At 65.6% G+C, this 23,076-nt stretch carries 15 protein-coding genes; 5 read left to right on the forward strand and 10 right to left on the reverse strand.

Annotated features, from left to right (window positions below):
* Positions 1 to 19 precede the first annotated feature (19 nt).
* The 9 genes from BLQ75_RS20940 to BLQ75_RS20980 all read right to left on the reverse strand — a co-directional run bounded on the left by BLQ75_RS20940 (position 20) and on the right by BLQ75_RS20980 (position 10,626).
* A complete protein-coding gene (locus BLQ75_RS20940; protein ID WP_092604384.1) occupies positions 20 to 1,441 on the reverse strand; it encodes an MFS transporter in 1,422 nt (473 codons plus the stop codon).
* 27 nt (positions 1,442 to 1,468) lie between these two features.
* Complete coding sequence (locus BLQ75_RS20945; RefSeq protein ID WP_092604385.1) at positions 1,469 to 2,140, reverse strand: HAD family hydrolase; 672 nt, start codon at positions 2,138 to 2,140, stop codon at positions 1,469 to 1,471.
* Positions 2,137 to 3,063: a pseudouridine-5'-phosphate glycosidase gene (locus BLQ75_RS20950; RefSeq protein WP_092604386.1), complete on the reverse strand. Its 927-nt coding sequence runs from the start codon at positions 3,061 to 3,063 to the stop codon at positions 2,137 to 2,139. Before BLQ75_RS20950 ends, BLQ75_RS20945 begins: the two co-directional genes overlap by 4 nt.
* Positions 3,064 to 3,541: 478 nt before the next feature.
* A complete protein-coding gene (locus tag BLQ75_RS20955) occupies positions 3,542 to 4,102 on the reverse strand; it encodes a flavin reductase family protein (protein WP_092604387.1) in 561 nt (186 codons plus the stop codon).
* On the reverse strand, positions 4,102 to 5,682 hold the full coding sequence (locus tag BLQ75_RS20960; protein WP_092604388.1) for a dihydroorotase: 1,581 nt from the start codon (positions 5,680 to 5,682) through the stop codon (positions 4,102 to 4,104). Before BLQ75_RS20960 ends, BLQ75_RS20955 begins: the two co-directional genes overlap by 1 nt.
* Positions 5,670 to 6,818 carry an acyl-CoA dehydrogenase family protein gene (locus tag BLQ75_RS20965; RefSeq protein WP_211481521.1) on the reverse strand — a complete coding sequence of 383 codons (1,149 nt, stop codon included), beginning with the start codon at positions 6,816 to 6,818 and terminating at the stop codon, positions 5,670 to 5,672. The genes BLQ75_RS20960 and BLQ75_RS20965 overlap by 13 nt, the downstream gene beginning before the upstream one ends.
* Positions 6,800 to 7,723 (reverse strand): PrpF domain-containing protein, encoded by a 924-nt coding sequence (locus BLQ75_RS20970; RefSeq protein WP_170837607.1) that lies wholly within the window; start codon positions 7,721 to 7,723, stop codon positions 6,800 to 6,802. The genes BLQ75_RS20965 and BLQ75_RS20970 overlap by 19 nt, the downstream gene beginning before the upstream one ends.
* Positions 7,724 to 7,842: 119 nt before the next feature.
* A complete protein-coding gene (gene asnB / locus BLQ75_RS20975; protein ID WP_092604390.1) occupies positions 7,843 to 9,648 on the reverse strand; it encodes an asparagine synthase (glutamine-hydrolyzing) in 1,806 nt (601 codons plus the stop codon).
* Between the two features lie 12 nt (positions 9,649 to 9,660).
* Positions 9,661 to 10,626, reverse strand: a complete 966-nt coding sequence (locus BLQ75_RS20980; RefSeq protein ID WP_170837608.1) for a cupin domain-containing protein — start codon at positions 10,624 to 10,626, stop codon at positions 9,661 to 9,663.
* A gap of 950 nt (positions 10,627 to 11,576) precedes the next feature.
* Between BLQ75_RS20980 and BLQ75_RS20985 the strand changes: the two genes are divergently transcribed.
* Positions 11,577 to 12,206, forward strand: coding sequence for a bifunctional DNA primase/polymerase (locus tag BLQ75_RS20985; protein WP_092604392.1), 630 nt, complete (start codon positions 11,577 to 11,579; stop codon positions 12,204 to 12,206).
* A gap of 133 nt (positions 12,207 to 12,339) precedes the next feature.
* Here BLQ75_RS20985 and BLQ75_RS20990 read toward each other — a convergent pair whose 3' ends face one another.
* Positions 12,340 to 14,694, reverse strand: a complete 2,355-nt coding sequence (locus BLQ75_RS20990; RefSeq protein WP_244515821.1) for a DEAD/DEAH box helicase — start codon at positions 14,692 to 14,694, stop codon at positions 12,340 to 12,342.
* A gap of 390 nt (positions 14,695 to 15,084) precedes the next feature.
* On the opposite strand from BLQ75_RS20990, the gene BLQ75_RS20995 reads away from it, so the two are divergent.
* From BLQ75_RS20995 to BLQ75_RS21010, 4 genes are all read left to right on the forward strand, one after another.
* Positions 15,085 to 17,508 carry a sodium-translocating pyrophosphatase gene (locus tag BLQ75_RS20995; protein WP_092604394.1) on the forward strand — a complete coding sequence of 808 codons (2,424 nt, stop codon included), beginning with the start codon at positions 15,085 to 15,087 and terminating at the stop codon, positions 17,506 to 17,508.
* 392 nt (positions 17,509 to 17,900) lie between these two features.
* Complete coding sequence (locus tag BLQ75_RS21000) at positions 17,901 to 18,485, forward strand: hypothetical protein (protein WP_092604395.1); 585 nt, start codon at positions 17,901 to 17,903, stop codon at positions 18,483 to 18,485.
* 184 nt (positions 18,486 to 18,669) lie between these two features.
* Entirely contained in the window at positions 18,670 to 21,777 is a 3,108-nt protein-coding gene (gene topA / locus BLQ75_RS21005; RefSeq protein ID WP_170837609.1) for a type I DNA topoisomerase, read from the forward strand.
* A gap of 21 nt (positions 21,778 to 21,798) precedes the next feature.
* Entirely contained in the window at positions 21,799 to 23,052 is a 1,254-nt protein-coding gene (locus BLQ75_RS21010; protein ID WP_092604397.1) for a DNA polymerase III subunit delta', read from the forward strand.
* Positions 23,053 to 23,076 lie beyond the last annotated feature (24 nt).

Consider the following 23,076-nt stretch of genomic DNA (forward strand, 5'->3'; position numbering starts at 1 on the left):
ACGGCGTCTGAATCCGATGTCAGGAACTTGCCTCTACTTTTTTGCCGTACATTCCGAATGCTGCGATCAAAGTGCCCAGGACCGCCATGCTCGCGGAGAATCCGAACGTGATCAGGTAGTTTCCTGGATCGGGGGCGTGCCCGAGGATGAGTACCAGAACGGCCAGACCCAGTGCGCTGAAGACGTATTGACTCGTGGTGAGCATCGCCGCTCCAACGCCTTGGTGGTCGCTGGGGATGTCCGAAGTCGCCGAGATGAACAGCGCGGGGAAAGCGATACCGTTACCAAGTCCGGACAGGAGCAGGCCCGGAAGCATACCGATCGCGTAGTTGTCGAAGTTGACGCAGGCCGCGATCAATGCCAACCCGAAGGCCGAGACGAGCAATCCGGTCATCACCATGGCGCGAGCGCCCGCCTTGGGGATGATCCGGTCGGTGATGGCGTTTCCTACCAGGACCGTGATCGTCAGTGGCAGGAATCCGATACCCGCGGCCAGCGGTCCGTAGCCGTGCTCGTTCTGCAGGAAATGTGTAACGAGGAAGAACTCCAGTCCGATGCTGAGTACGTAGCAGCCGACGATCCCGCAAGCCACCATCAATGAACGGGTCCGCCACAGCTCGCGAGCGATGAGCGGGTTCTCGGAGGCTCGTTCCCTCGCGACCCAGATCCCAGCCAGTACGACGAATCCGACGGCGCCGGACAGCGTCGACGTGTCGGTGAGTCCGACCTCGCCGAGTTGGGTGAGCGCGAATACCAGGGACAGGATGGCGCCTGTACCGAGTGCGGCATTGATTCCGTTCACGGGCCTGGATGCCTCCGAGTCCTTGCCCTTGGGGAGCAGGACCATACCGAAAGCGATTACCAGGATGACGATCGGAACGTTGACAAAGAAGATCAACTTCCAGGAGAAAGCGGTCAGCAGTCCACCGAGCACGACGCCACCGACAAGGCCGATGGCACCGACGGCTCCCCACACCGCCATAGCCCTGTTCCGCTTCGGTCCGGCAGGGAAGATTTTTTGTATCAGACCTAGGGTTGACGGGTCGAGCAAACCTGCGCCGATTCCCTGGAAAGCCCGTGCTATGACGAGGGTGGCGAAATTGTCAGCCATGCCCGCGGCCAATGAGCCTATTCCGAAAAGCCCCGTGGAAAGGAGGAAGACGCGCCCGGCCCCGAACCTGTCGCCGATACGACCTCCCACGAGGAGAAAACCGGCGAAGAGGATAGCGTAAGCACTGACGACCCATTGCAGCCTGTTGTCGCTCAGGGCGAGATCGTTACCGATACTTGGCAGCGCCACGTAAACGATGGAGAAATCCAGGGTGGCCAGGAACAGACCGCAGCCGAGTACGGCCAGAGCCAATACTTGGAGCCGGCTCATCTTCGACGAATCGGGGTCTGTAGTATTGCTCGCTGGACTCGCGGTCGTTTCCGCAGTCATTTTCTCTCCATTTGTGGAATAGATATGTCAGGATACGAATGCTGATTCGGTGTCGCACGCATTTACGACTGCCATGAAATCGTCACAGCACGTGACACCGTTCAATTTGTTCAGTTCGGAGCGCGGAGCGACTCCGTAAGTGACCGCAACCGCGCCCATGCCGGCCTCCCGTGCCATTTGCATATCGCTGACGGTGTCGCCGACGTAGACGCACTCCTGGACGGGAACTCCCAGCTCGTAAGCGCTGCGTTGTCCCATCTCCGGGTTCGGTTTTCCTCGTGACACCTTGTCGTGCCCGACCACCACGTCGAAAAAATCACGGATCTCCATCGCCGACAATAAAGCTTCGGCGGTAGGGGTGATTTTTGAGGTGCCAACCGCCAGTTTGGCACCGCTGTCACGCAGTATCCGTAGCCCCTCCACCACCGATGGGTACAGCAACTCGGTCTTTTTGCCGATCACTCGCTGCTCGAAAAGTTCACGGTAGCGGGTCACGGCCGATTCGGTTTCGCTGTCTTCCTCTCGCTTTCCCAGCAGTTCACCGAACGACTCCTCGAGCGGCCTTCCCACCGTTTTCGCCGCTTGTTCGGGGGTTACGGTCACCCCGAACTCCGCCGCGACCTCGACGAGTAATTCCGCGATCGCCGCTGGTGTGTCGGCCAGCGTGCCGTCCAGGTCGAATACGATCGCACGTGTCATCGACGCTCACTCCTCTGGTTCGAGTAGGACACCGCCAGCTGTCCGGCCACATCCGCTGTGGAAATCAGTACCGCTCGATTGGCTTGCGAGCTCTTGCCCTCGGTCGCCTTGGAGACCGCCTTCATCAGGTAGGGAGTGATGGCGGCGCCAGTGATCCCTTCGGAATCGGCTTCCTCGAGAGCGCGAGTGATGACGCTTTCCATCATTTCGCTGTCCAGCGCGTCCTCTTCGGGGATAGGGCTGGTAACCAGCGGTCCGCCGGGAAGTCCGGTTTGCCAGTGCATGTCGACTGCCCGCGCCACGAGGTCCATGTCGTCCAGCCGCTGCGGGTTGCGGAAGCCGCTCGAACGGCAGTAGAACGCCGGGAAGTCGTCACACCGGTATCCCAGAACCGGCACTCCGACGGTCTCCAGATACTCGAGGGTGAGCCCGAGATCCAGAACGCTCTTCGCGCCCGCGCAAACCACCGCTACCTTGCTGCGAGTGAACTGCACGAGATCAGCGGAGATGTCGAAGGTCGTCGAAGCTCCTCGGTGCACCCCGCCGATCCCGGCTGTTGAGAAAACCGGGATTCCAGCCATGTCCGCGGCTACCAATGTGGAAGCCACCGTGGTCGCTCCCAGGCCGTTCCCCGCCATCACGGCCCCGATGTCTCGGCTGCTCACCTTGGGAACGCCGGTGGAGGTGCCCAGCCGTTCGACGTCTTTCTCCTCGAGTCCGACGACGAAACGACCATCCATGATGGCGATCGTCGCCGGAACGGCCCCGGAGTCACGCACCGCCTTTTCGATGGCGAATGCCGTTTCCACGTTGTTCGGGTAAGGCATCCCGTGCGCGATCACGGTGGATTCCAACGCGACAACCGGTCGTTGCTCGGCGAGCGCTTGGCTCACCTCGTCACTGATGCTCAGCAACTCGTTCATCACTACCACTCCAGAGCTTGTTCGGTTCGCTTGCCTCGCCGGTTTACTACGTTTCGTGTTCAACCAGGTTCGCTCAATGACTACCCAAGAATAAAACCAACCGTATGGTATGTCAACTGTATCGTACTGGTTGGGCTGTTCGCTCCGTGTTGGGGGTGTCTTGTGGTGCGCCGATCTTGAATCGGCGGCCTCTGGCAGTAATATGCCTGTTCATAGGGGTTTACCGTCGCTCGGTTCGTGTCGTTGTCGAGTGGCGCACCCACTGGAGGGCGCTATCTGGAGGGGTATGTAGGTTACTGGGTGGAGCGGAGCAACCCGCTCCACCCAACTATAAAAAAACCAAATGGTTTCTTTTTATGGTAGTGTTCGACCCTACTGCCCCTTCGGGGGACGGGGTAGGTCGGCCCGGACTGGCGCTCAGGGCGGCCTACCGACAGGTGGACGGAGTCCAGGAGAGGCGATGGCCACCCGGCGGGGATCAGCCCACGACGGATTCGCCCGGCTGTCGTCGCAACGACTTCGTCCGATCCGAAGTCACCTTCGGAACCCGCTCGATCCGGTGAAAGCCGCGTTCCTGGTAGATCAGTGGGCGACCGTCGCAGGTGTCCACTTCCCGTACTCGTCCCAGAAGGATGGTGTGATCACCGGCGTCGATGGTCCTTTCCCTGCCGCAGTGCACACGGGCCAACGCGTCCGGGTGAACCGGGACCCCGCCGCGGCCGGCTATGAATCCCGTTTCGGCGAACCGCTTGGCTCCCGGTGTGGAGAAGTGCACTGCCAAGTCGCGTTGCTCCTCGTTGAGGAGGTTGATCGCGAATTCCGAGCAAGTCGAGAAGATCGGGTGCGTGCGTGCGGACTTGTCCTGGCACACCAGCAACAACGGTGGATCCATCGAAACCGAGATCACCGTGCTGGCGGCGAAACCGACCGGTTCTCCGTCCTCGTCCAGGGAGGTGGCCAGGGTCACGCTCGCCGCGAGTGATGCCATGGCTTCCTTGAAGATCGGAACCAGATCTGTTTCCGACTGTAATCGCTGCATCAGCGAAACTCCTTCGCGAGTCGCTTCCCGTTGATTGGCGGGTGGCTCTGTTCGAGTATTTCCTTGTCCGTGCTACTCGCCGGTGGAAGAATCTTTTCGGAACTCCCGGTGGGAGCTTCTCGGATACTTTCCTCCTGGTCATCGTTCGTTTTCGACGGAGTGGAGTTCTCGTAGCGCCCGAGGGGGAGCCAGGTGCCGTTCGGTTCTCCGAAGCGCATCTCTCCTTCAGCTGTCCGTTCGAAGACGGTTTCACCGCGTCGGATCGTGCGTTCGACCACCCCGGTGAAGATCCACCCCTGGTAGGCGGACCACCCGCACAGCGATTGAATGGATGAGTGGTTGAGTGACCACCGGTGGCTCGGATCGAAGATGACCAGGTCGGCATCGTAGCCGGCGGCTATCCTTCCCTTCCTGCCGAGCAGGCCGAACTTGCGAGCCGGTCCGTCGCTGAGCACTCGGGAGCAGATTCGCAGCAGGTCCTCGGTGTCGTGTTCCGGAAGGCGTGAACGAAGCCCGTTGAAAAGCGCGTGGAACAGCTCTTGAGTTCCGGGCAGCCCGGGGGGCGCTTCGTGAGGAAGGAGCATCTTGCACTCCTCCGGGTGAGGAGCGTGATCACTTCCCACCGTCATCGCTTCCCCGTTGATCACAGCTGACCACAGTCTGTCCTGGTCCGCCTTGTCCCGAATGGCGGGGCTGAGTCGGATGCGGGCGCCACAGCGCTCGGTGTCGTTCGCCGTGAAGGAAAGATGATGAGTTGTCACCTCGAAGGTGATGGGTAGACCTTCCGCCGCGGCCGCACTGAGCATGTCGACTTCTTCCTTGCTGGAGACATGCACGATGTGCGCTGAAACGCCGTAACGCCGCACGAGTTCGATCAGACCGGCCACCGCCACGATGGCGCCGCTGCGCGGACGATGGGCCTCGTAGTCCCGGTACTCCCTGGGTTCACCGTGCCAACGGTCCAGCATGGAGAAGATCGCGTCGTGCTCGGCGTGGAACAGCAATCGCAGATCGCGCTCCGCGCTCACTCGAAACAGCTCCTCCAGTGATTCGCGGTCACGCAATACGTGGGAGGCCGTGTGGTGGCTCGTCAGAAACGCCTTCGCAGAGTTGGCCTCTTCCGGAGCAAAAGCACCCACACCTCCGACGTTCCGCGGATCGACACCAGCGTGAAAACGGAAGTCCACCAGACTTCCGCCGGAGATGATCCCGTGCTTGAAGTGGGCATCCGCCGGCGTGAACATCGGCGGTTCCGTGTTCGGCATGTCCATCACGGTGGTGATGCCGCCGCTGACGGCGGCCCTCGAACCGTGCTGCCAAGTTTCCTTGTTCGTCATTCCCGGAGTGCGGAAGTGCACGTGAGAGTCGATCATCCCGGGTAGGACGTACTTCCCCTTAGCGTTCAGGAACTCATAGGCAGAAGTGGCACTTTCCGGGGGAAGTACAGCCACTATTCTCCCGTTGCGGATTCCCAGGTCCGCGGGTCGGACATCCCGGTGAGTCACCACGGTTCCACCGTGGATCACCAAATCGTAGTTCTCGGTGTCTATCTGCCCTGCCAATTCTTTCAACTCAGCCATGAGTTTCCCACCAGTTCTTTGCTGAGGTCGTTGGTCGGCCCCATCAGCGCCACCGCGCGGGAGTCGTTGATCAGTTGATTTACCGGGTTGTCGGACACGTATCCGGCGCTTCCCAGCATTCGCGACAAGTTGATGATGACCTCTTCGGCGGTCTCCGAGGCGAAGATCTTGCTGTGCAACGTGGTGTTACCGGGCTCGTCCGAGACGCGGGAACCGGCGCGCTCGACCAGGCCACGGGCGGCCTCGACCCTGCCGCGCAGCTCCGCGAGACGGTGTCGCTGCGCCTGGTGCTCGAGCAGGTTCTTCTTCCGAGCTGTTTCGTAGCTCAGGTCCCAGGCCGCTTCGGCGATGCCCACGGACACCGCACCCAGGGAGGCACCGGAGCGTTTGACCTCGGCTATGACCCGGTGCGCCGCGTCGCGCGGTCCCAACAGTGAGTCAGGGGAAACGGTGCAGCCGGTAAGACGCACGAAGCCGGTCGCCGAGGCACGCATCCCGATGAGGTCCATATCGGTGTCGGGCTCGATCCCCTCGCTGGTCGCGGGAACCAGAAAGAAGCTCTGCCCGGACGAGCCGTAGGAGAGGTCGTCCTCGACGTCCTCACCGGTTTGCGCGAGTATCAAGTACACATCGGCCAGCCCGGCCCCGGTGGTGAATGCCTTGCCGCCACTGACGAGCCAACTTCCGTCGGCCTGCTGTGTTGCCGTCGTAGCAAGATTCCTCTTGCTGGCACCGGCTCCGGACTCACTCCAGGCCGAGGCGGCGAGCCAGTCTCCCGAAGCCAGTGGGGGAAGAAGTTCGGCACGCTGCCTCGATGTTCCGAATTCGGCTATTCTGCTGCACACGGCCATGTGCTGGAACGCGATGATCGCCACCGAAGGATGGTGGTAGGCCAGTTCGGCCACGCGCCGATTGGCCTCCAGCGAGTCGGCTCCCGAACCGCCGTAGTACTTCGGCACCACCAATCCCGGTAACTCTGATTCACGTAAAGCGTGCAGCACTTCCGGTGCCAGCCGTCCGTCCCGGTCCGAGCGGGCGCGGTGCTCGTCGAGCACGGCGTAAAGTTGTTCCCAACCGATTCGCTGCCGCACGAGAGACTCGGTGGTGCGGATCGAGGTCATGTCGGTGACAGCCATAGCGACTCCTTCCCGCGAACATGTGGTTGCAGCGCTTTGATGTCCAACGCGCCTCGGAAGACCACTTCTTTGTGCGGCACGCTCGCCCACGACAACGTGCTCGTTATCCGGTTCCCCGACACCGCCGCGGTAGTCGTCACGGTGTTGCCCGGTGTTCGGATCAGCAGCGGTTCCTCTGGGTGTGCGGCTCTTCCCGCCAATTGGTTCGGGATGGTTCCCTCGATCTTGCTCGCCACACCCAGGCAGACAGCCCCGGTGAGCGCGATCGTCGGATGCCACGAGGGCACCGAGATGGCACGGACCGCGACGGTTCCGTCGCCGTCCGGAAGCAGCGCGGCGACTTTCGGAAAAGCACCGTTCTCCGGGAAGCCGCGTTTCAGGGCGACCTCCCGCCGGACATCGTTCATCTTCTCGTAGAGATCCGGGTTTTCTCCCAGCAGTTCGGAGACGTCGTTCACACCGAACTCTTCGGCCGAAACGAATACGTACGGGTTTCCTACCGAAATCTCGCTGATCCTCGCGATGCCCAGTGGTAGACTGAGCCCGGTAACCGGTTCCCCTCCGGAGAGAAGGCTGCCCAGTCGTATCTCCGGATGATGCAGAAAATGCGCGGTGAAAGTAACACGGTCCCGGACGGACTCATCCACCTCGCAAACCATTTGATCACCGTTGTTGAGGACTCGCACCCTGGCCCGGATTCCGGGTGCGAGTCGATCGATCCAGCCGAGCCTGCTGGCTACGACGGTGGAGGCCAATACCGAGTGCCCACAACTGCCCCGCAGATCGAATTCCATCGGATCATTGGGGAGGACCTGGACGAACTGGTAGTCCAGGTCGAAAAGAGGATGCTCGGACATGGCTATCAACGCGATCTTCGTGATCGAGTCGAATCCTTGCTCGGTCAACCACTCCCTGGCATCCCGCAAGGCGTACCGTAACTCGGTTTCGCTCTCGGGAAGCGAATCGGAGCTGAGAACGAGTGTAGGACTCGGTGCACCGGCCGCATAGGCCACGTGGGCCAGCATCAAACCACCTCTCTCGAGACCGTCTCGTGCCGGGTGCGTTCGTGCGCGAACTGCTTGACCCAGAGCTGGTGAACCATCAGTGACCAGATACTCAGCGCGGTTTCGTCCGATGGATGTGCGATTTGTCGTTTAATCAAACCGTTCACCGCGGTGGGGTCGAGCTGACCGGTCGCCGCGAGCTCGCCCGAGGACAACGTGTCCCTGGCGAAGTCGAGCAGACGATTCCCCTCGGTGAGCATCGAGGTGATCGGTAATGTGAACGGCTGTTTGGGTCGATTCAACACCGATTCAGGGAGGCGACCGCGTGCCCCGGCGTACAGCGCGCGTTTCCCCTCCTGCCCCCGAATTCGGTAGTCGTCCGGCAAACCGCGCGCCAGTCCGATCACAGCGGGCTGGCAGAACGGCAAACGGGCCTCGACCGAGTGCGCCATGCTCAGGTGGTCCACTCTGCGCAGATGATAGGCGGGAAGTCTCTCCTCGACTTCCAGGTCGGTTATCGCTTCCAGCCTGTTCCCGGGAAAGTCCAGCAGTCGGTTTTCCAGCCGCTGCGCCGTTGTTTCCCGTGACTTCAGATATTCGCGGTAGTCCTCGGTGTAGATCTGACCGCGCAGCCGTGCGGGTACCGCGGCCAACGAGTCGACGTAGTTCGACGCCCAGTCCGCACCGTCCCACAGGGCCTGACGCATGCGTCCGTATCCGCCGAAAATCTCGTCCGCCGCGTCACCGGTAACCGCCACCTTGAAGCCGTTCTGGTGTATGGAGCGAAAGAGGAGGAAAGTGCTCACAGTAATAGGATCGGCGTTGGGCTGGCCCAGGTGCCAAATGACTTCGTTTATCAGATCGGGGAAACTCGCGGGGTCGGATTCGACCTGATGATAAGTTGTGCCGACCCGCTCCGCGACTTCGCGGGCGTACACGCGTTCGTCGAACGGCCAGTCGCCGGTGTAGGAGATGTTGAAGCTGTGCAGATTCGGCACGTCGTCCGCCAGCATCGCCGTTACCAGGCTCGAGTCCAGTCCACCGCTGGTGATGGCCGATACCGGCACGTCCCCGATCGTCAACCGCCTTGTCTCCAGCTCCAGCAGCTCGCGGACCGTTTCTCCCGCTTGCTGGAGGCTGCTGAAACTGTACTCCGACCGAGGAAGCGAACGCCTGGAGACGCGCAGACCTTCGGACGGGCGGAACGTCGCGGTGGCCCCCCGCGGCAGAACCCGTACATCGGCGAACATCGTCTGTTCGCCGAAGGGGGTCTTGGTGGACAGGTAGGAGTCCAGGCCCTCCGGGTGGAGGTCACGGCTTGTTCCTGGCATGGCGAGCAGCGCCGGTAGTTCCGAGGAGAAGGAGAGCGTTTCCTCGCTCTCGTCCCAGTGGTAGTACAGCGGCTTCATGCCCGCTTCGTCCGTCGCGAGTACCAGCTGGGGGTCTTCCCGCATATCCATCAGGGCGATGGCGAACATGCCGTTCAGATGCTCGACGAAATCCAAGCCGTACTTGTGGTAGAGAGCCGGGATGATGGAGCCGTCGCACTCATCGGAAAAAGAATATCCCATTCCCGCGAGTCGGTGTCGCAGCTCGCGATGATTGTATATCTCGCCGTTGAATACGACTTTGATGATGTTCCCCAGGTGGTACGGTTGTTCCCCGTGGTCCAGATCGACGATCGCCAGCCGGTTGTTCCCCAGGACCCACTCGTCCGTATTCTCGAAATTTTGGGAGTCGGGACCGCCGTGGCGTTGCAGCTCCGACAATAATCGGATGCGTTCCGAAGGGAGTGCGCTCCCAAAATGTCCGTATATCCTACACATTCGTTCGTTACCTCACTTCACTTCGGTGGGGACGGAGGCTCGTTCGTACAGCACCTTGTCGAAGGGGGTCGGTCCGCCGCACGTCACGAACTCATCGGGCATCTCGTCGCTTCTGGGAAGCCGTGTTCCGTGCGGAACCCCGGGCGGAGCGAACAGGACGTCCCCCGCCTCGGCGGGGTACCAACCGTCCGCCAAGTAGAACTGCCCGGATCCGGAGAAAGCCATGAAAGCTTCTTCGCTCTCCGGATGGACGTGCACGTTGAAGGTCTGTCCTGGTTCCATGTGTCCGCAGTGCAGACACAGTCTGCTGCTCCCCGTCCCCGGCCAGAAGACGAAATTCATTACCGCTGTTTCTTCGGACGGGTCCATTCCTTCTGTTCCGTAGAAATTTTTCAACTGTGTCTCATCGTTGTCCAAACGGTTGAATGTCCTCGGGTTTTCGCTCCGTTGCTCGTCGCCGCGCAGCGTGCTGCGCCAGACATAAACGTGCAGCCCGGTTTTTCCCGACAGCAGCTCCAGCGGTTGTCCGGTCGGCGAGTAAAGCGCCGCCCCCCGGTCCAGGACGTGATGGCCGTTGATCGTCTCGGCTTCCCCGGAACCGTCGAAAACTACGACGATGTTTTCCTCCGATGCCGATCGATCTAGTTTCCACTTCTCTTCGGGGGACATCCGAACGACGTTGAGGGCTATTTTCTCCGCGCCGGTGTGTGTGCCCACCGGTTCGGCTATGCTCCCTTCCGGGATCGCGCGGTAATCAAAATCGGAATGCCTGAGAATGGCCGGTTTCGCGGGGCTGCTCACCACAATTTTCTCCTGGGACGTCGTGTCTCTCTTCGGATCGTTGTCGATTTTAATTTCTCCGCGGAGGAGTGGTAGCGCTCGTTTTTCGAACCGCTCCAAAAACTCTCGGGGCAGCTTCGGATCGCCGATCGCGTGGCCGCGTTCGGAGTTGTGCGGTATTCGGTGGAGAACTCCCACTCGCGCCATGCCGGGGCATGTCCGGTGTGTACCGCTGGATTCGGTTCTCGTGCGTTCGGCTTCGGAGTCCTGTCACCTCCTCTCGGTCCGAGCGAGGTTCAAACTACAAACCGGACATGCTGTTTGTCAACTACTTTGTGCTGTTCCCGGGCCTGGTGGCTGTCTGCTCCGACACCGTTGCGGAGTGGTTCAAGCGGCGTGGTGTCGCTTCGGTGTGGTTCGTCCGGGGCTGTTTCGCGGGAACGCGCAGCGGGAAGGCGATCATTACTCTGAGTCGCCCAAGGTGTCCTTGTTCTGCTGGTGTCGATATACTATTTTCGCAGTTCAAATGGGATAAATGATCCTCGGGAGTGTTGTGCTTCACCTACTGTGGTCGATCATGATCGATTACGCTTAGTCGTGTTCGAGGTGTTGTTGTCTCGTTGCCCCGGTCGCCTGGTGCCCCGGGGCGAGGTGGTGGTTCGGCGGTGGGGCTTTCGGGTGATTGACCTGTCTCGGCTGGGTGCTTCCATCAACTCCGCGTATTAAAATACCAAACGGATGGTTTTTAAATTTCTTTCCAGTGTGTTCCGCATGACGAAACGACTACTTCGGGGGTGTCTCCCGATCGCGTGGCGTGTCACCAGGTCCACGAGTTCGGTGATGATTCGCTCGCCGGTGTCCGTCGATATGACGGAGTGATGCCGGGCGGGTGCGTTCTCAACGGTGTGGCGTCGGTCGTGGCGCGGCCCCCACGCGCCCCGTACGTCTGGAACCGGATGCCTTCGCGCCGCTCGTCACACGATGAGCGGTATCGGAGCGACCATTCGGCACCACGCGGAGTTCGGTCGCCCTGTTACCCGGATCACGCTCGTCGCCTTTCGGCGACCGGTCATCGACGCGGGGGTGTACGAAACGCCTTCGGTTGCCGTTTCTTGGGGTACCAGCGCGGAACAAGGAGGCGAAGCGGAATGGATTTGGCGGCGGAAGGTTGGCACAACGCCTTCCGGATCGAGCTGCGTGTGCAGGTCTTCGAACTGGCCTCGCGCGGTTGGCCGGTGTTTCCGGGAAGCTACCCGTCGGCGGAGGGATGGATCGGCCACGAGACCTCGGCCGAGGATCTCGGGCACGGACCGGTTCCGGTGCACCGCGACTGGCGGGACCGGCTCACCGCGGACGCCTCGGACGTCGCGGGATGGTGGGCCAACCGGCCCTACAGCGTCCTGCTGGCCACAGGGGACGGAGTCGAGGCGATCGAGGTCGACGCCGATCTCGGACGCCGTGCCGCGATCGCGTTGCGTGCGTTGGCGACCCCCACGCCGATCGCGGCGACCCCCTACGGCCGGTGGTACTTCTTCACCGCGGCGGGGCGAGGACTCGACGAGGAACTGGCCGGTACGGCCGGGGTGCGACTGCACTCCACCGGCAGCTGGCTGCCGCTGCCGCCCTCGACGTTCCCGAACGGGGTGTTGCACTGGCGTGTCAAGCCGCAGCTCTGCGACTGGCGCCTTCCCGATTCGGCGCACGTCCAGGACGCGCTCACCACGGGACTGCATCAGCTCTCCGGTACCCGGGGGAGGGTGCTAACCGCCGCGGTCTGAGGGCTGTTCGCTCTCGTTCGGGTGATGGTCGAACGACTCGACCGAGTCGGAGCCCCCGCGGTGTCGCGTGCCACGACGTGCACCCGGGAACCGGTGAGGTCGCTCGCACAACAGAATCCGGTGGTTCGCGCGGTCAGGACGTCGGAGCATCGGCCAGTTCGGCCAGCACCACGTCCAGTATCGCGATCGCACCCGCCTTGTCCAGCGGTTCGTTGCCGTTCCCGCACTTCGGTGACTGAACGCAGGACGGGCAGCCGGCCGAGCAGTCGCAGGCGATGATCGCCTCCCGCGTCGCGGCCAACCACGGGAACAGCGCGGCGAAGCCGCGATCGGCGAACCCGGCACCCCCTGGGTGTCCATCGTGGACGAACACCGTCGCCTCCCCGGTGTCCGAGTGCAGTGCGGTGGACACCCCGCCGATGTCCCATCGGTCACAGGTCGCGAACAGCGGTAGCAGGCCGATCGCCGCGTGCTCGGCAGCATGCAGCGCGCCGGGGACGCGCGCCGGATCCAGCCCGGCGCCCCCCGGCGCGCTGCTCGTCAGCAGCTCCTCGTCGAGGCTGTACCACACCGCCCTGGTGGCCAACCTGCGTTCGGGCAGGTCGAGCGGTCGTTGGTCCAGCACCTCGCCACTGGGCAGCCGTCGCAGGTAGCCGGTCACCCGGGAGGTGACCTCCACCTCGCCGAGATTGGTCGACAACCCGTTCGGGGTGCGGTGCCGCCGCAGGGTGCGCAACACCGCGATGTCGGTCTCCTCGCGTGGCGAGGTGTTCCACTCCGGGTCCTCGGCGTGCACCAGCGCTATTCCCTCGTCCAGGTCGAGCTCGTCCACGACGAACGATTCGCCCTGGTGCAGGTAGACCGCGCCCGGGTGAACCAGGCCGTGCGCGGACTCCTGGTCCACGGTTCCCAGCAGTCGACCCGAGTCGCTCTCGACCACCGCCGTCGGCTCCCCACCGGATCCCCGCAGTTCCACCGAGTGATGCGGTCGCTGCCGGTCCGTCCAGTACCACCCGTTCCGGCGAGCCCGGAGCCGCCCGTCCCCGGTCAGCACGGCCACGTTCTCGCGCGCCGTCTCCCCGCCGAACTCGTGCAGTGCCCGTTCGTCCAACGGAAGTTCCGCCGCCGCGCAGGCCAGGTGCGGACGCAGCACGTGCGGATTGCCGGGATCCAGCACCGTCGCCTCCACGGGACGGTCGAAGACGGCGCCGGGATTGTTCACCAGGTAGGTGTCCAGCGGATCGTCCCGGGCCACGAAGACGACCAGCGCCCCCTCGCTCTCCCTGCCCGCTCGGCCGGCCTGCTGCCACAACGAGGCGAGGGTTCCCGGGTAGCCCGCGACCACCACCGCGTCCAGCCCGGAGATGTCGACCCCGAGCTCCAGCGCGTTGGTGGTCGCCAGCGCGCGGAGGTCGCCGGAGAGCAGTTCGCGTTCCAGTTCCCTGCGCTGCTCCGGGAGGTAACCCCCTCGGTAGGCGGCGACCCCGCGCGCGAGTCGCGGAGCGACCTCCTCCAAGGAACGCCGCGCCCCCAGCGCGGCCAGTTCCGCACCGGCGCGGGAACGGACGAACGCCAGGCAGCGGGCGGACTCGATCACCAGGTCGCTGATGATCCGCGCGGTCTCCGCGCCCGCGGAGCGCCGGATCGGAGCACCGTTCTCCCCGGTGACCTCCTCCAGCAGCGGTGGTTCCCACAGTGCCACGGTGCGGTCACCCCGTGGTGAGCCGTCCTCGGTGACCGCTCGACAGGTTCGGCCGGTGAGCGTGCTCCCCAACTCGGCCGGTTCCGCCACGGTGGCCGAGGCGAGCACGAAGACCGGCCGGGCACCGTAGTGTTCCGCGATGCGCCGCAACCTGCGCAGCAGCAGGGCGATGTGGGAGCCGAACACGCCGCGGTAGGTGTGGCACTCGTCGACGATGACGTAGCTCAGGTTCCGGAAGAACCGGGACCAACGTGAGTGCCGGGGCAGGATGCCGTGGTGCAGCATGTCCGGGTTGCTGAACACCCACCTGGAGTGGGCGCGCACCCAGTCCCGTTCCGTGTCGGGAGTGTCCCCGTCGTAGGTGGCGGGACGAACGCCCGACAGGTCGAGTTCGGTGATCGAGCGCAGTTGGTCGGCCCCCAACGCCTTGGTCGGTGCCAGGTACAGCGCCGTGGCGCGGCCGTCACCGTCCAGATGGGACAGTACCGGAAGTTGGTACGCCAGTGACTTGCCCGAGGCGGTGCCGGTGGCGATCACGACGTTGTCCCCCCGGTGGGCCAGTTCGGCGGCTTGGACCTGGTGGGTCCACGGACGTTCCGTGCCCTTGGAGCGCAGCGCCGTCACGAGTCGCTCCGATGCCCACTCCGGCCACTCGCCGTGCCGGGCGGGACGCCTGGGAAGGTGTTCGACGTGGCGCACCGGGGAGTCCTCCGGCGGAGTGGCCGCCAGCACCCTGTCGAGCAGCCGATTGCCCCCGTGCGCACGGCCCTGTTCCGTTGAGCTCACGGCTCCGAGCCTCGCACAGCTCCCTGTCGGTGGTCCCCGCCGTGGGAGTCCGGCCGACTCCTGGTCCTCGCGCACCGCTGCCCGCCCGGAGGGCAAGGGCCCGTCTGGGGCTCGTCGCGACGGGTCCGCCGGGCTCCATCGCTTCACTCGGCCAGCCGGTCCCCCTGAACGGGTGATCATCCGGATGCCTTGATCGATCCATGGTGGAAGAATGCGCACCCCGGAACGAGTGGAAGATCACAAAGTGAGAGATCGCACTTTGCATGGCGAGGGTCGCTGACACCGCGTAGCGCCCGGGCACCGCCGGCCGCCTCGGTGGGACGCCGGTGTCCGAAGCAGCCGGATCCGAAGCTCTCCGGCACGTGACCCGAGCACAACCGAGGAGGACGAATGTCCCTGCTCAACGTTGCCCGGTCCGGGTGGGCCGCGAGCACCGGACCGCGACCCGCGCCCCCGGGTGGTGAATTCGCGGGCACGACGGCGGAACCGCGAGCCGTACCGCACGGCGGGCACGTCCTGGCCCAGGAGCCCTCGTCCCTGCTGCGTCTCGACGCCGCCGACTACACCATCGTCGGAGTCGTACTGGTCGTCGCACTGGCCGCTCTCGTCTTCGGCTACGTGCTCATCAGGGAGGTGCTGGCGGCCGCTGAGGGTTCCGAGCGGATGCGCGAGATCGCGCGGGCCGTCCAGGAGGGCGCCTCGGCCTACCTCAACCGCCAGTTCCGCACTCTGGCTTTCTTCGCGGTGGTCGTGTTCCTGCTGCTGTTCGCGCTCCCGGCCGAGACTCCGGCGCAGCGGATCGGCAGATCCGTGTTCTTCCTGTTCGGCGCGGCGTTCTCCGCCGCCATCGGCTATCTGGGCATGTGGTTGTCCACGCGGGCGAACCTGCGCGTCGCGGCGGCGGCCAACGATCCGACGGCGGGCAGGACCAAGGCGATGCGGATCGCCTTTCGCACCGGCGGGGTGGTCGGTATGACCACCATCGGGCTGGGGTTGTTCGGGGCGGCACTGGTAGTGCTCGTCTACGCGGGGCAGGCACCACGCGTACTCGAAGGGTTCGGCTTCGGCGCGGCACTGCTGGCGATGTTCATGCGTGTCGGTGGCGGGATCTTCACCAAGGCCGCGGACGTCGGAGCCGACCTGGTCGGCAAGGTGGAGCAGAACATCCCCGAGGACGACCCCCGCAACGCCGCCACGATCGCCGACAACGTGGGCGACAACGTCGGCGACTGCGCCGGTATGGCGGCCGACCTGTTCGAGTCCTACGCGGTAACCCTGGTGGCCTCGCTGATCCTGGGAACCGCCGCGTTCGGCACCAAGGGGCTGCTGTTCCCGCTGATCGTGCCCGCCATCGGGGTGATCACCGCCGTGATCGGTGTCTACATCACCAAGGCGCGTGCCGGTGAGGGAGCGCTGGTCGCCATAAACCGATCCTTCTACCTCTCCGCGGCGATCGCCGCCGTGGCCTGCGCGATCGCCGCGTTGCTCTACCTGCCGGGCTCCTACTCCGGCCTCACCGGAGTTCCGCCGGGAATCCTCGAACTCGACGGCAACCCCGCCGTCCTCGCGCTGGCCTCCGTGATCATCGGCATCGTGCTCGCCGTCGTCATCCTCAAGCTCACCGGGTACTTCACCGCCACCGAGCGCAGGCCGGTGCGTGACGTCGGCAGGTCCTCCACGACCGGTCCGGCGACGGTGATACTCACCGGTTTCTCGGTCGGATTCGAATCGGCCGTTTACACCGCGCTGGTCATCGCCGCCGCCGTGTTCGGGGCCTTCCTGTTGTCCGGCTCCATATCGGTGGCGCTGTTCGCCGTCGCCCTCGCGGGGTGCGGGCTGCTGACCACCGTCGGTGTGATCGTCGCGATGGACACCTTCGGGCCGGTGGCGGACAACGCGCAGGGCATCGCGGAGATGTCCGGGGAATTCGAGGGTGAGGGAGCCGACGTGCTGACCGAGCTGGACGCGGTCGGCAACACCACCAAGGCGATCACCAAGGGCATCGCGATCGCCACCGCCGTGCTGGCCGCCACCGCCCTGTTCGGTTCGTACCGTGACGCGATCGGCACCGCCCTGGCCGACATCGGTGCCCAGCTCACCGTCGGCGAATTCCTGGTGTACGCACCGAACGTGCTCGTCGGGGTCGCCATCGGCGCGGCCGTGGTGTTCCTGTTCGCGGGCCTGGCCATCAACGCGGTCTCCCGGGCGGCCGGAGCGGTGGTCCACGAGGTGCGCAGGCAGTTCTCCGCGAAACCCGGCATCATGGACGGCTCGGAGCGCCCCGAGTACGGCCGGGTGGTCGACATCTGCACCAAGGACTCGCTGCGGGAGCTGGCCACTCCGGGGCTGCTGGCGGTCCTCGCCCCCATAGCTGTCGGTTTCGGGCTCGGGGTCGGGCCGTTGGCCGGTTACCTGGCGGGCGCCATCGCGGTGGGAACCCTGATGGCGATCTTCCTGGCGAACTCGGGCGGTGCCTGGGACAACGCCAAGAAACTCGTCGAGGACGGCTACCACGGCGGCAAGGGGTCGCAGGCGCACGAGGCCACCGTCATCGGCGACACCGTCGGGGACCCGTTCAAGGACACCGCCGGTCCCGCCATCAACCCGCTGCTGAAGGTGATGAATCTGGTGTCGGTGCTGGTGGCTCCGGCCGTGGTCACCGTGACGGTCGGTGCGGGGGCATCGCTGCCGCTGCGGATCACCATCGCCGTGATCTGTTTCCTCGTGATCGCCGCCGCGGTGATCTCCTCCAAGCGCAGGAGTACCGCCATCGCCGAGAGCTCCGGAGACGAGGTCGTCAACGGCGCCAAGTGATCTCGGAACCGTGATCACCTCGTCTTCCGTGGTTACTTCAGTGGCGGAACTTTTCGCACGGCTCTCGCTCCGGGCAGGCCCGACATCGGGTAGCGACCTACACAACGTCGGGCCTTCCTCGCGAGAGCCGCACCGGAGAACCCGCGCCGGTGCCGGCTGCCGGGGTGGTTGGGGTTCGGTCCGCGAGGGCGGTGGGAGTCGTGGGAGCTCGGTACCGCGCCGAGGGCTCGGCGATTTCGCGGGAATTCGAGCCTCACCGGGCCGCGCCGCCGTACCCTCCCGGCGAGCTCGCTCGAATCAGCCGCCACTGAAGAGCGCACCGGTTATCCTCCCGGCTTACGGCGATCGTGTGCCCTGGCGCCCGGCGTGCGGGTGACTCTACGATCACCGGAGTGGGCCAGCTTTCGTTCTTCTCGGCCGAGGCGCGGCCCGCTCGTGTCGCCGATCTGGCTGGACTGCTGTGCGGTCACGGCGAGCTGACCGGCTTCGGTCGCGGCACCGCCGCGCGCCTGTCGGTCGTCCTCGCCGAATCCTGGCGGGCCCACGCGCTGGTCGAGGTGTTCCGGGCCCGGGGAGTTTCCGTCGAGCTCTCCCACACCGAGCGCGGCGAGTCGCTGCTGCGAACCTCGTTCCGGGCCGATCTGACCCAGCTGGCGACGGAGTGGTTACACGGCGCGGTAAAGTCGGTGCCGAACGGATTCAACCCGGATGGTTCGGCGCTTCGCGTCTGGACTCTCACGGCGGGCGTCCCCACCGGGGGCGGCTACCTACTCGGGCTGGATCCGGACGTGCCTGAGACACACGGCCCACTCGCTTCGTCGCTCGGTCGTGCGGGCCTGCCCGCCAGGGTGGTCGGCCCGTCGGGGGCGGAGCCCGCGTTGCGGATCGTGGGTCGGCGCCGCCTGACTCGGTTGGCCGAGCTCGTCGGACCCGCGCCGGAAGGCGCTCCTGGGGGAGCCTGGCCGTCGTCGCCGTGAGTCGTTCGACACACATCACTTCGGTCGTCGCGGCGGAACACTGCCGGAGATGGGGGCGTTCGGCCTGGTGAAGTGAGCGGAACCGGGCCGACGTGTGTCACGCTGTGCGTTCCCCGGACAGCGAACGGGACCGTGCACGGTGCACACTGACGGATCGGACACCTCCAGACGAGAGCAGGTAGGCGTGGCTGGCTCGACACGGACGAAGAAGGACGGCGCCAAGGGGCGCGCTTCTAGGGCATCCAACGGGGGCTCCGGCGGTCGGCGGTTGGTGATCGTCGAGTCCCCGGCGAAAGCGCGCAAGATCGCTTCCTTTCTCGGCTCGGACTACGAGGTCGAGTCTTCGCGCGGGCACATCCGGGACCTGCCGCGCGGTGCCGCCGACGTGCCCGCCGACTACAAGGGGCAGTCCTGGGCGCGCTTCGGTGTGAACGTGGACAACGACTTCGAACCGCTGTACCTGGTCACCGACGACAAGCAGGACACGGTCGAGGAGCTGCGCCAAGCCCTCTCCGGAGCCGAGGAGCTCTACCTGGCCACCGACGGTGACCGGGAGGGTGAGGCGATCGCCTGGCACCTGCTGGAGACGTTGCAACCCTCCGTGCCGGTGCACCGGATGGTCTTCCACGAGATCACCGAGTCCGCGATCCGGGCGGCCGTGGCCAATCCGCGAGAGCTGGACCACAACCTGGTGGACGCGCAGGAGACCCGCCGGATCCTGGACCGCCTCTACGGCTACGAGGTCAGCCCCGTGCTGTGGAAGAAGGTCATGCCGAAGCTGTCGGCCGGCCGGGTGCAGTCGGTGGCGACCCGCATCGTCGTGCAGCGGGAGCGGGAGCGCATCCGGTTCGTGCCCGCCTCCTACTGGGACATCGCCGCCACGCTGCACACCGACGGTGAGGTGGACGAGCGGCAGGGCGGCTTCGGCGCCAGGCTGGTCAACGTCGACGGGGCCAGGCTGGCGACCGGGCGCGACTTCGGCTCGGACGGCGAGCTCACCGGCGACGCCCTGGTGCTGGACGAGCAGCGCGCCCGCGCGCTCGCCGAGGGGCTGGCCACCGCCGAGCTGACCGTCTCGTCGGTCGAGGAGAAGCCCTACACCCGCAAGCCCTACGCGCCGTTCATGACCTCCACGCTGCAGCAGGAGGCCGGCCGCAAGCTCCGGTTCTCCGCCGACCGCACCATGCGGACCGCGCAGCGGCTCTACGAGAACGGCTACATCACCTACATGCGTACGGACTCCACCACGCTGTCGGAGACCGCGATCGCGGCGGCACGGCAGCAGGCCGGGGAGTTGTACGGCCAGAGCCACCTGTCCGCCCAGGCGAGGCAGTACACCCGCAAGGTCAAGAACGCGCAGGAGGCCCACGAGGCGATCCGTCCCGCCGGGGAGAACTTCCGCACCCCGGGCCAGGTCTCGGCGGAGCTGGACACGGACGGCCACAAGCTCTACGAGCTGATCTGGCAGCGCACCATCGCCTCCCAGATGGCCGACGCCAAGGGCACGACCATGTCGGTGCGCGTCACCGGAACGGCCGAAACCGGTGAGGAGTGCACCTTCGCCGCCTCCGGCCGGACGATCACCTTCGCCGGCTTCCTCAAGGCATACGTGGAGTCCGTGGACTCCGAGGCCGGTGGCGTGGCCGACGACGCGGAATCGAGGCTCCCCCGGCTGACCGAGGGGCAGCGGGTCTCGGCCGGAGAGCTCGACCCGGACGGGCACACCACCAGCCCGCCCGCGCGCTACACCGAAGCCAGCCTGGTCAAGGCGCTGGAGGAACTGGGGATCGGACGTCCCTCCACCTACGCCTCCATCATCAGCACCATCCAGGAACGCGGCTACGTCTGGCGCAAGGGTTCGGCGCTGGTTCCGTCCTGGATCGCGTTCGCCGTGGTGGGACTGCTGGAGCAGCACTTCTCCAGGCTGGTCGACTACGACTTCACCGCCGCGCTGGAGGACGAACTCGACCGGATAGCCGAGGGCGCGCAGCAGCGCACCAAGTGGCTCAACGGGTTCTACTTCGGCGGGGACATCGGGCCGCAGGACTCCATCGGCCGCGCCGGGGGGCTCAAGAAGCTCGTCGGCTCCGGTGTCGAGGAGATCGACCCCCGGCAGGTCAACTCCATCCCGATGTTCACCGACGACGCGGGGCGCACGGTCTACGTCCGGGTAGGAAGGTACGGCCCCTATCTCGAACGCAGTGCCTCCGCCGAGGGAGAGGGCAACGGCGAGTCGCAGCGTGCGAACCTGCCGGACGCGCTGCCGCCGGACGAGCTCACCCCCGAGGTCGCCGAGAAGCTGTTCGCCACGCCGATGGAGGGAAACACCCTCGGCACCGATCCGGAGACCGGCAACGAGATCGTCGCCAAGGACGGGCGGTTCGGCCCCTACGTCACCGAGATCCTTCCCGAAGGGACCAAGACCAAGCCGCGTACCGCCAGTCTGTTCAAGTCCATGTCGCTGGACACGGTGACGTTGCAGGACGCGCTGCGACTGCTCTCGCTGCCCCGCACGGTGGGCACCGATCCCGACACGGGGGAGGAGATCACCGCGCAGAACGGCCGCTACGGCCCCTACCTGAAGCGGGGAAGCGACTCCCGCTCGCTGGAGAGCGAGGAGCAGATCTTCTCGATCACGCTGGAGGAGGCCCGTCGGATCTACGAGCAGCCCAAGCAGCGCGGTCGCAGGGCGGCGGCTCCTCCGCTGCGCGAGCTGGGCGAGGAACCCGACACGGGCCGCAACCTGGTGGTCAAGGACGGGCGGTTCGGCCCCTACGTCACCGACGGCGAGACGAACGCCTCGCTGCGCAAGGGTGACAGCGTCGAGGAGCTGACCAAGGAACGCGCCATCGAGCTGGTCGCCGAGCGGCGTGCCAAGGCGCCCGCCAAGAAGGGCGGCAAGAAGACCAAGAGCTCCGGTTCCAGTGCTACGAAGAGCGGTTCCAAGTCCGGCGGGAGCAAGGGCTCGTCGGGTTCGGGGGCGTCGGACTCCGCCTCGACGGGTGGCGGGAGCACCAAGAGCACCAAGAAGAGCGGTACGAGCTCCGGCAGCACGAGCAAGAGGTCCACCACGAGCAAGGCGAGTGGTTCCGGGAGCGGGAGTTCCACGAGCGGGAAGGGCTCGACCACCAAGAGTTCGACGGCGAAGAGCTCCGCTGCGAAGAGCTCGACGGGGGCCACCGGAGGGAGCAACGGCTCCAAGACCAAGGGGGGCACCGAGAACTCCGCCACGAACGGGTCCGCGTCCGCGAGCTCGAACGGGCGGCGCACCGCGAACCGCTCCAACACGTGATCGGGTTTCGAGGTACCAGTGATGGCGAGCGAGACCGTGGTTCCGGACGCCGGAGCCGTCGCGGCCGACGGTGACCGGGAGTCCGGGGGGATCTGGGCCGAGATCGTCGGTCAACCCGAAGCGGTGCGCACGTTGCGCACGGCGGCCCGGGCGGCCCGGGATCGCCTGGCGGGACGGCGCGCCGCCACCGGGGCCATGACCCACGCCTGGTTGTTCACCGGCCCGCCGGGGTCGGGGCGCTCGGCGGTGGCCCGCTCGTTCGCCGGGGCGTTGCAGTGCACCGACCCGGAGACGGTCGGCTGCGGCCGGTGCGGTGCCTGCGAGACGGCGTTGGCGGGCACCCACGCCGACGTCACCACGGTGGCGCCCGAGGGGCTGTCGATCTCGGTAGCCGAGATGCGTTCCCTGGTGCAGGCCGCCGCCAGACGACCCAACACCGGCAAGTGGCGGGTGGTGCTGATCGAGGATGCCGACCGGCTCACCGAGGGCGCCGCCAACGCGCTGCTCAAAGCGGTCGAGGAGCCACCGGAGCGCACCGTCTTCCTGCTGTGCGCGCCTTCTGACCACCCGGCCGACGTGTCGGTGACCATTCGGTCCCGTTGTCGCGGTGTGCGGTTGCGCACTCCCCTCGCGGGATCTATAGCAGAGGTGCTGCGCGACCGGGACGGTGTCGAGCACGCCATGGCCGAGTGGGCCGCCTCGGTGTGCGGCGGGCACGTCGGACGGGCGCGGCGGTTGGCCACCGATCCGCAGGCCAGGGAACGCCGCGAGGCGGTGCTGCGCATCCCGCTCGGGCTGCGCGGTCTCGCCGAGGTGTTCGAGGAGGCGGGGCGGCTGGTGCGTGCCGCGGAGGCCGAGGCGGGCGAGGTCAACGAGTCGCGGGACGAAGCGGAGAAGGAAGAGCTGCGCACCGCCATGGGGGCCGGGGGAACCGGCAAGGGGACCTCTTCGGCGACCAAAGGGGCCAACGCGGCGCTGAAGGAGCTGGAGAAGAAGCAGAAGGCCCGAACCACCAGGTCACAGCGGGACGCGCTGGACCTGGCGCTGGTGGATCTGGCCGGGTTCTACCGGGACGTGCTGGCGCTCGGCTTCGGGGCCGAGGTGCCGCTGAACCACCCCGACTTCGCGAACCAGGCACGCAGGGCGGCCGAGGAGTGGACTCCCGAGACCGCCCTGCGCCGGTTGGAAGCGGTGCTCGGCTGCCGGACCGCCCTGGACCGCAACGTCAAACCGATCATCGCGGTGGAGGCGCTGGCCGCCGAGCTGTACCGGTGACCGACTCGTCCCCGTTCGCGGGGG

The organism is Actinopolyspora xinjiangensis (genome assembly GCF_900104475.1).
GTDB classification, from domain to species: Bacteria; Actinomycetota; Actinomycetes; order Mycobacteriales; family Pseudonocardiaceae; genus Actinopolyspora; species Actinopolyspora xinjiangensis.

Coding starts and splice junctions, on each gene's coding strand:
- BLQ75_RS21010 (WP_092604397.1), top strand. CDS start 21,799: ATGGCGAGCGAGACCGTGGTTCCGGACGCCGGAGCCGTCGCGGCCGAC.
- BLQ75_RS20995 (WP_092604394.1), top strand. CDS start 15,085: ATGTCCCTGCTCAACGTTGCCCGGTCCGGGTGGGCCGCGAGCACCGGA.
- BLQ75_RS20965 (WP_211481521.1), bottom strand. CDS start 6,818: ATGGCTGTCACCGACATGACCTCGATCCGCACCACCGAGTCTCTCGTG.
- BLQ75_RS20985 (WP_092604392.1), top strand. CDS start 11,577: ATGGATTTGGCGGCGGAAGGTTGGCACAACGCCTTCCGGATCGAGCTG.
- BLQ75_RS20950 (WP_092604386.1), bottom strand. CDS start 3,063: ATGAACGAGTTGCTGAGCATCAGTGACGAGGTGAGCCAAGCGCTCGCC.
- BLQ75_RS20960 (WP_092604388.1), bottom strand. CDS start 5,682: ATGGCTGAGTTGAAAGAATTGGCAGGGCAGATAGACACCGAGAACTAC.
- asnB (WP_092604390.1), bottom strand. CDS start 9,648: ATGTGTAGGATATACGGACATTTTGGGAGCGCACTCCCTTCGGAACGC.
- BLQ75_RS20940 (WP_092604384.1), bottom strand. CDS start 1,441: ATGACTGCGGAAACGACCGCGAGTCCAGCGAGCAATACTACAGACCCC.
- BLQ75_RS20955 (WP_092604387.1), bottom strand. CDS start 4,102: ATGCAGCGATTACAGTCGGAAACAGATCTGGTTCCGATCTTCAAGGAA.
- BLQ75_RS20945 (WP_092604385.1), bottom strand. CDS start 2,140: ATGACACGTGCGATCGTATTCGACCTGGACGGCACGCTGGCCGACACA.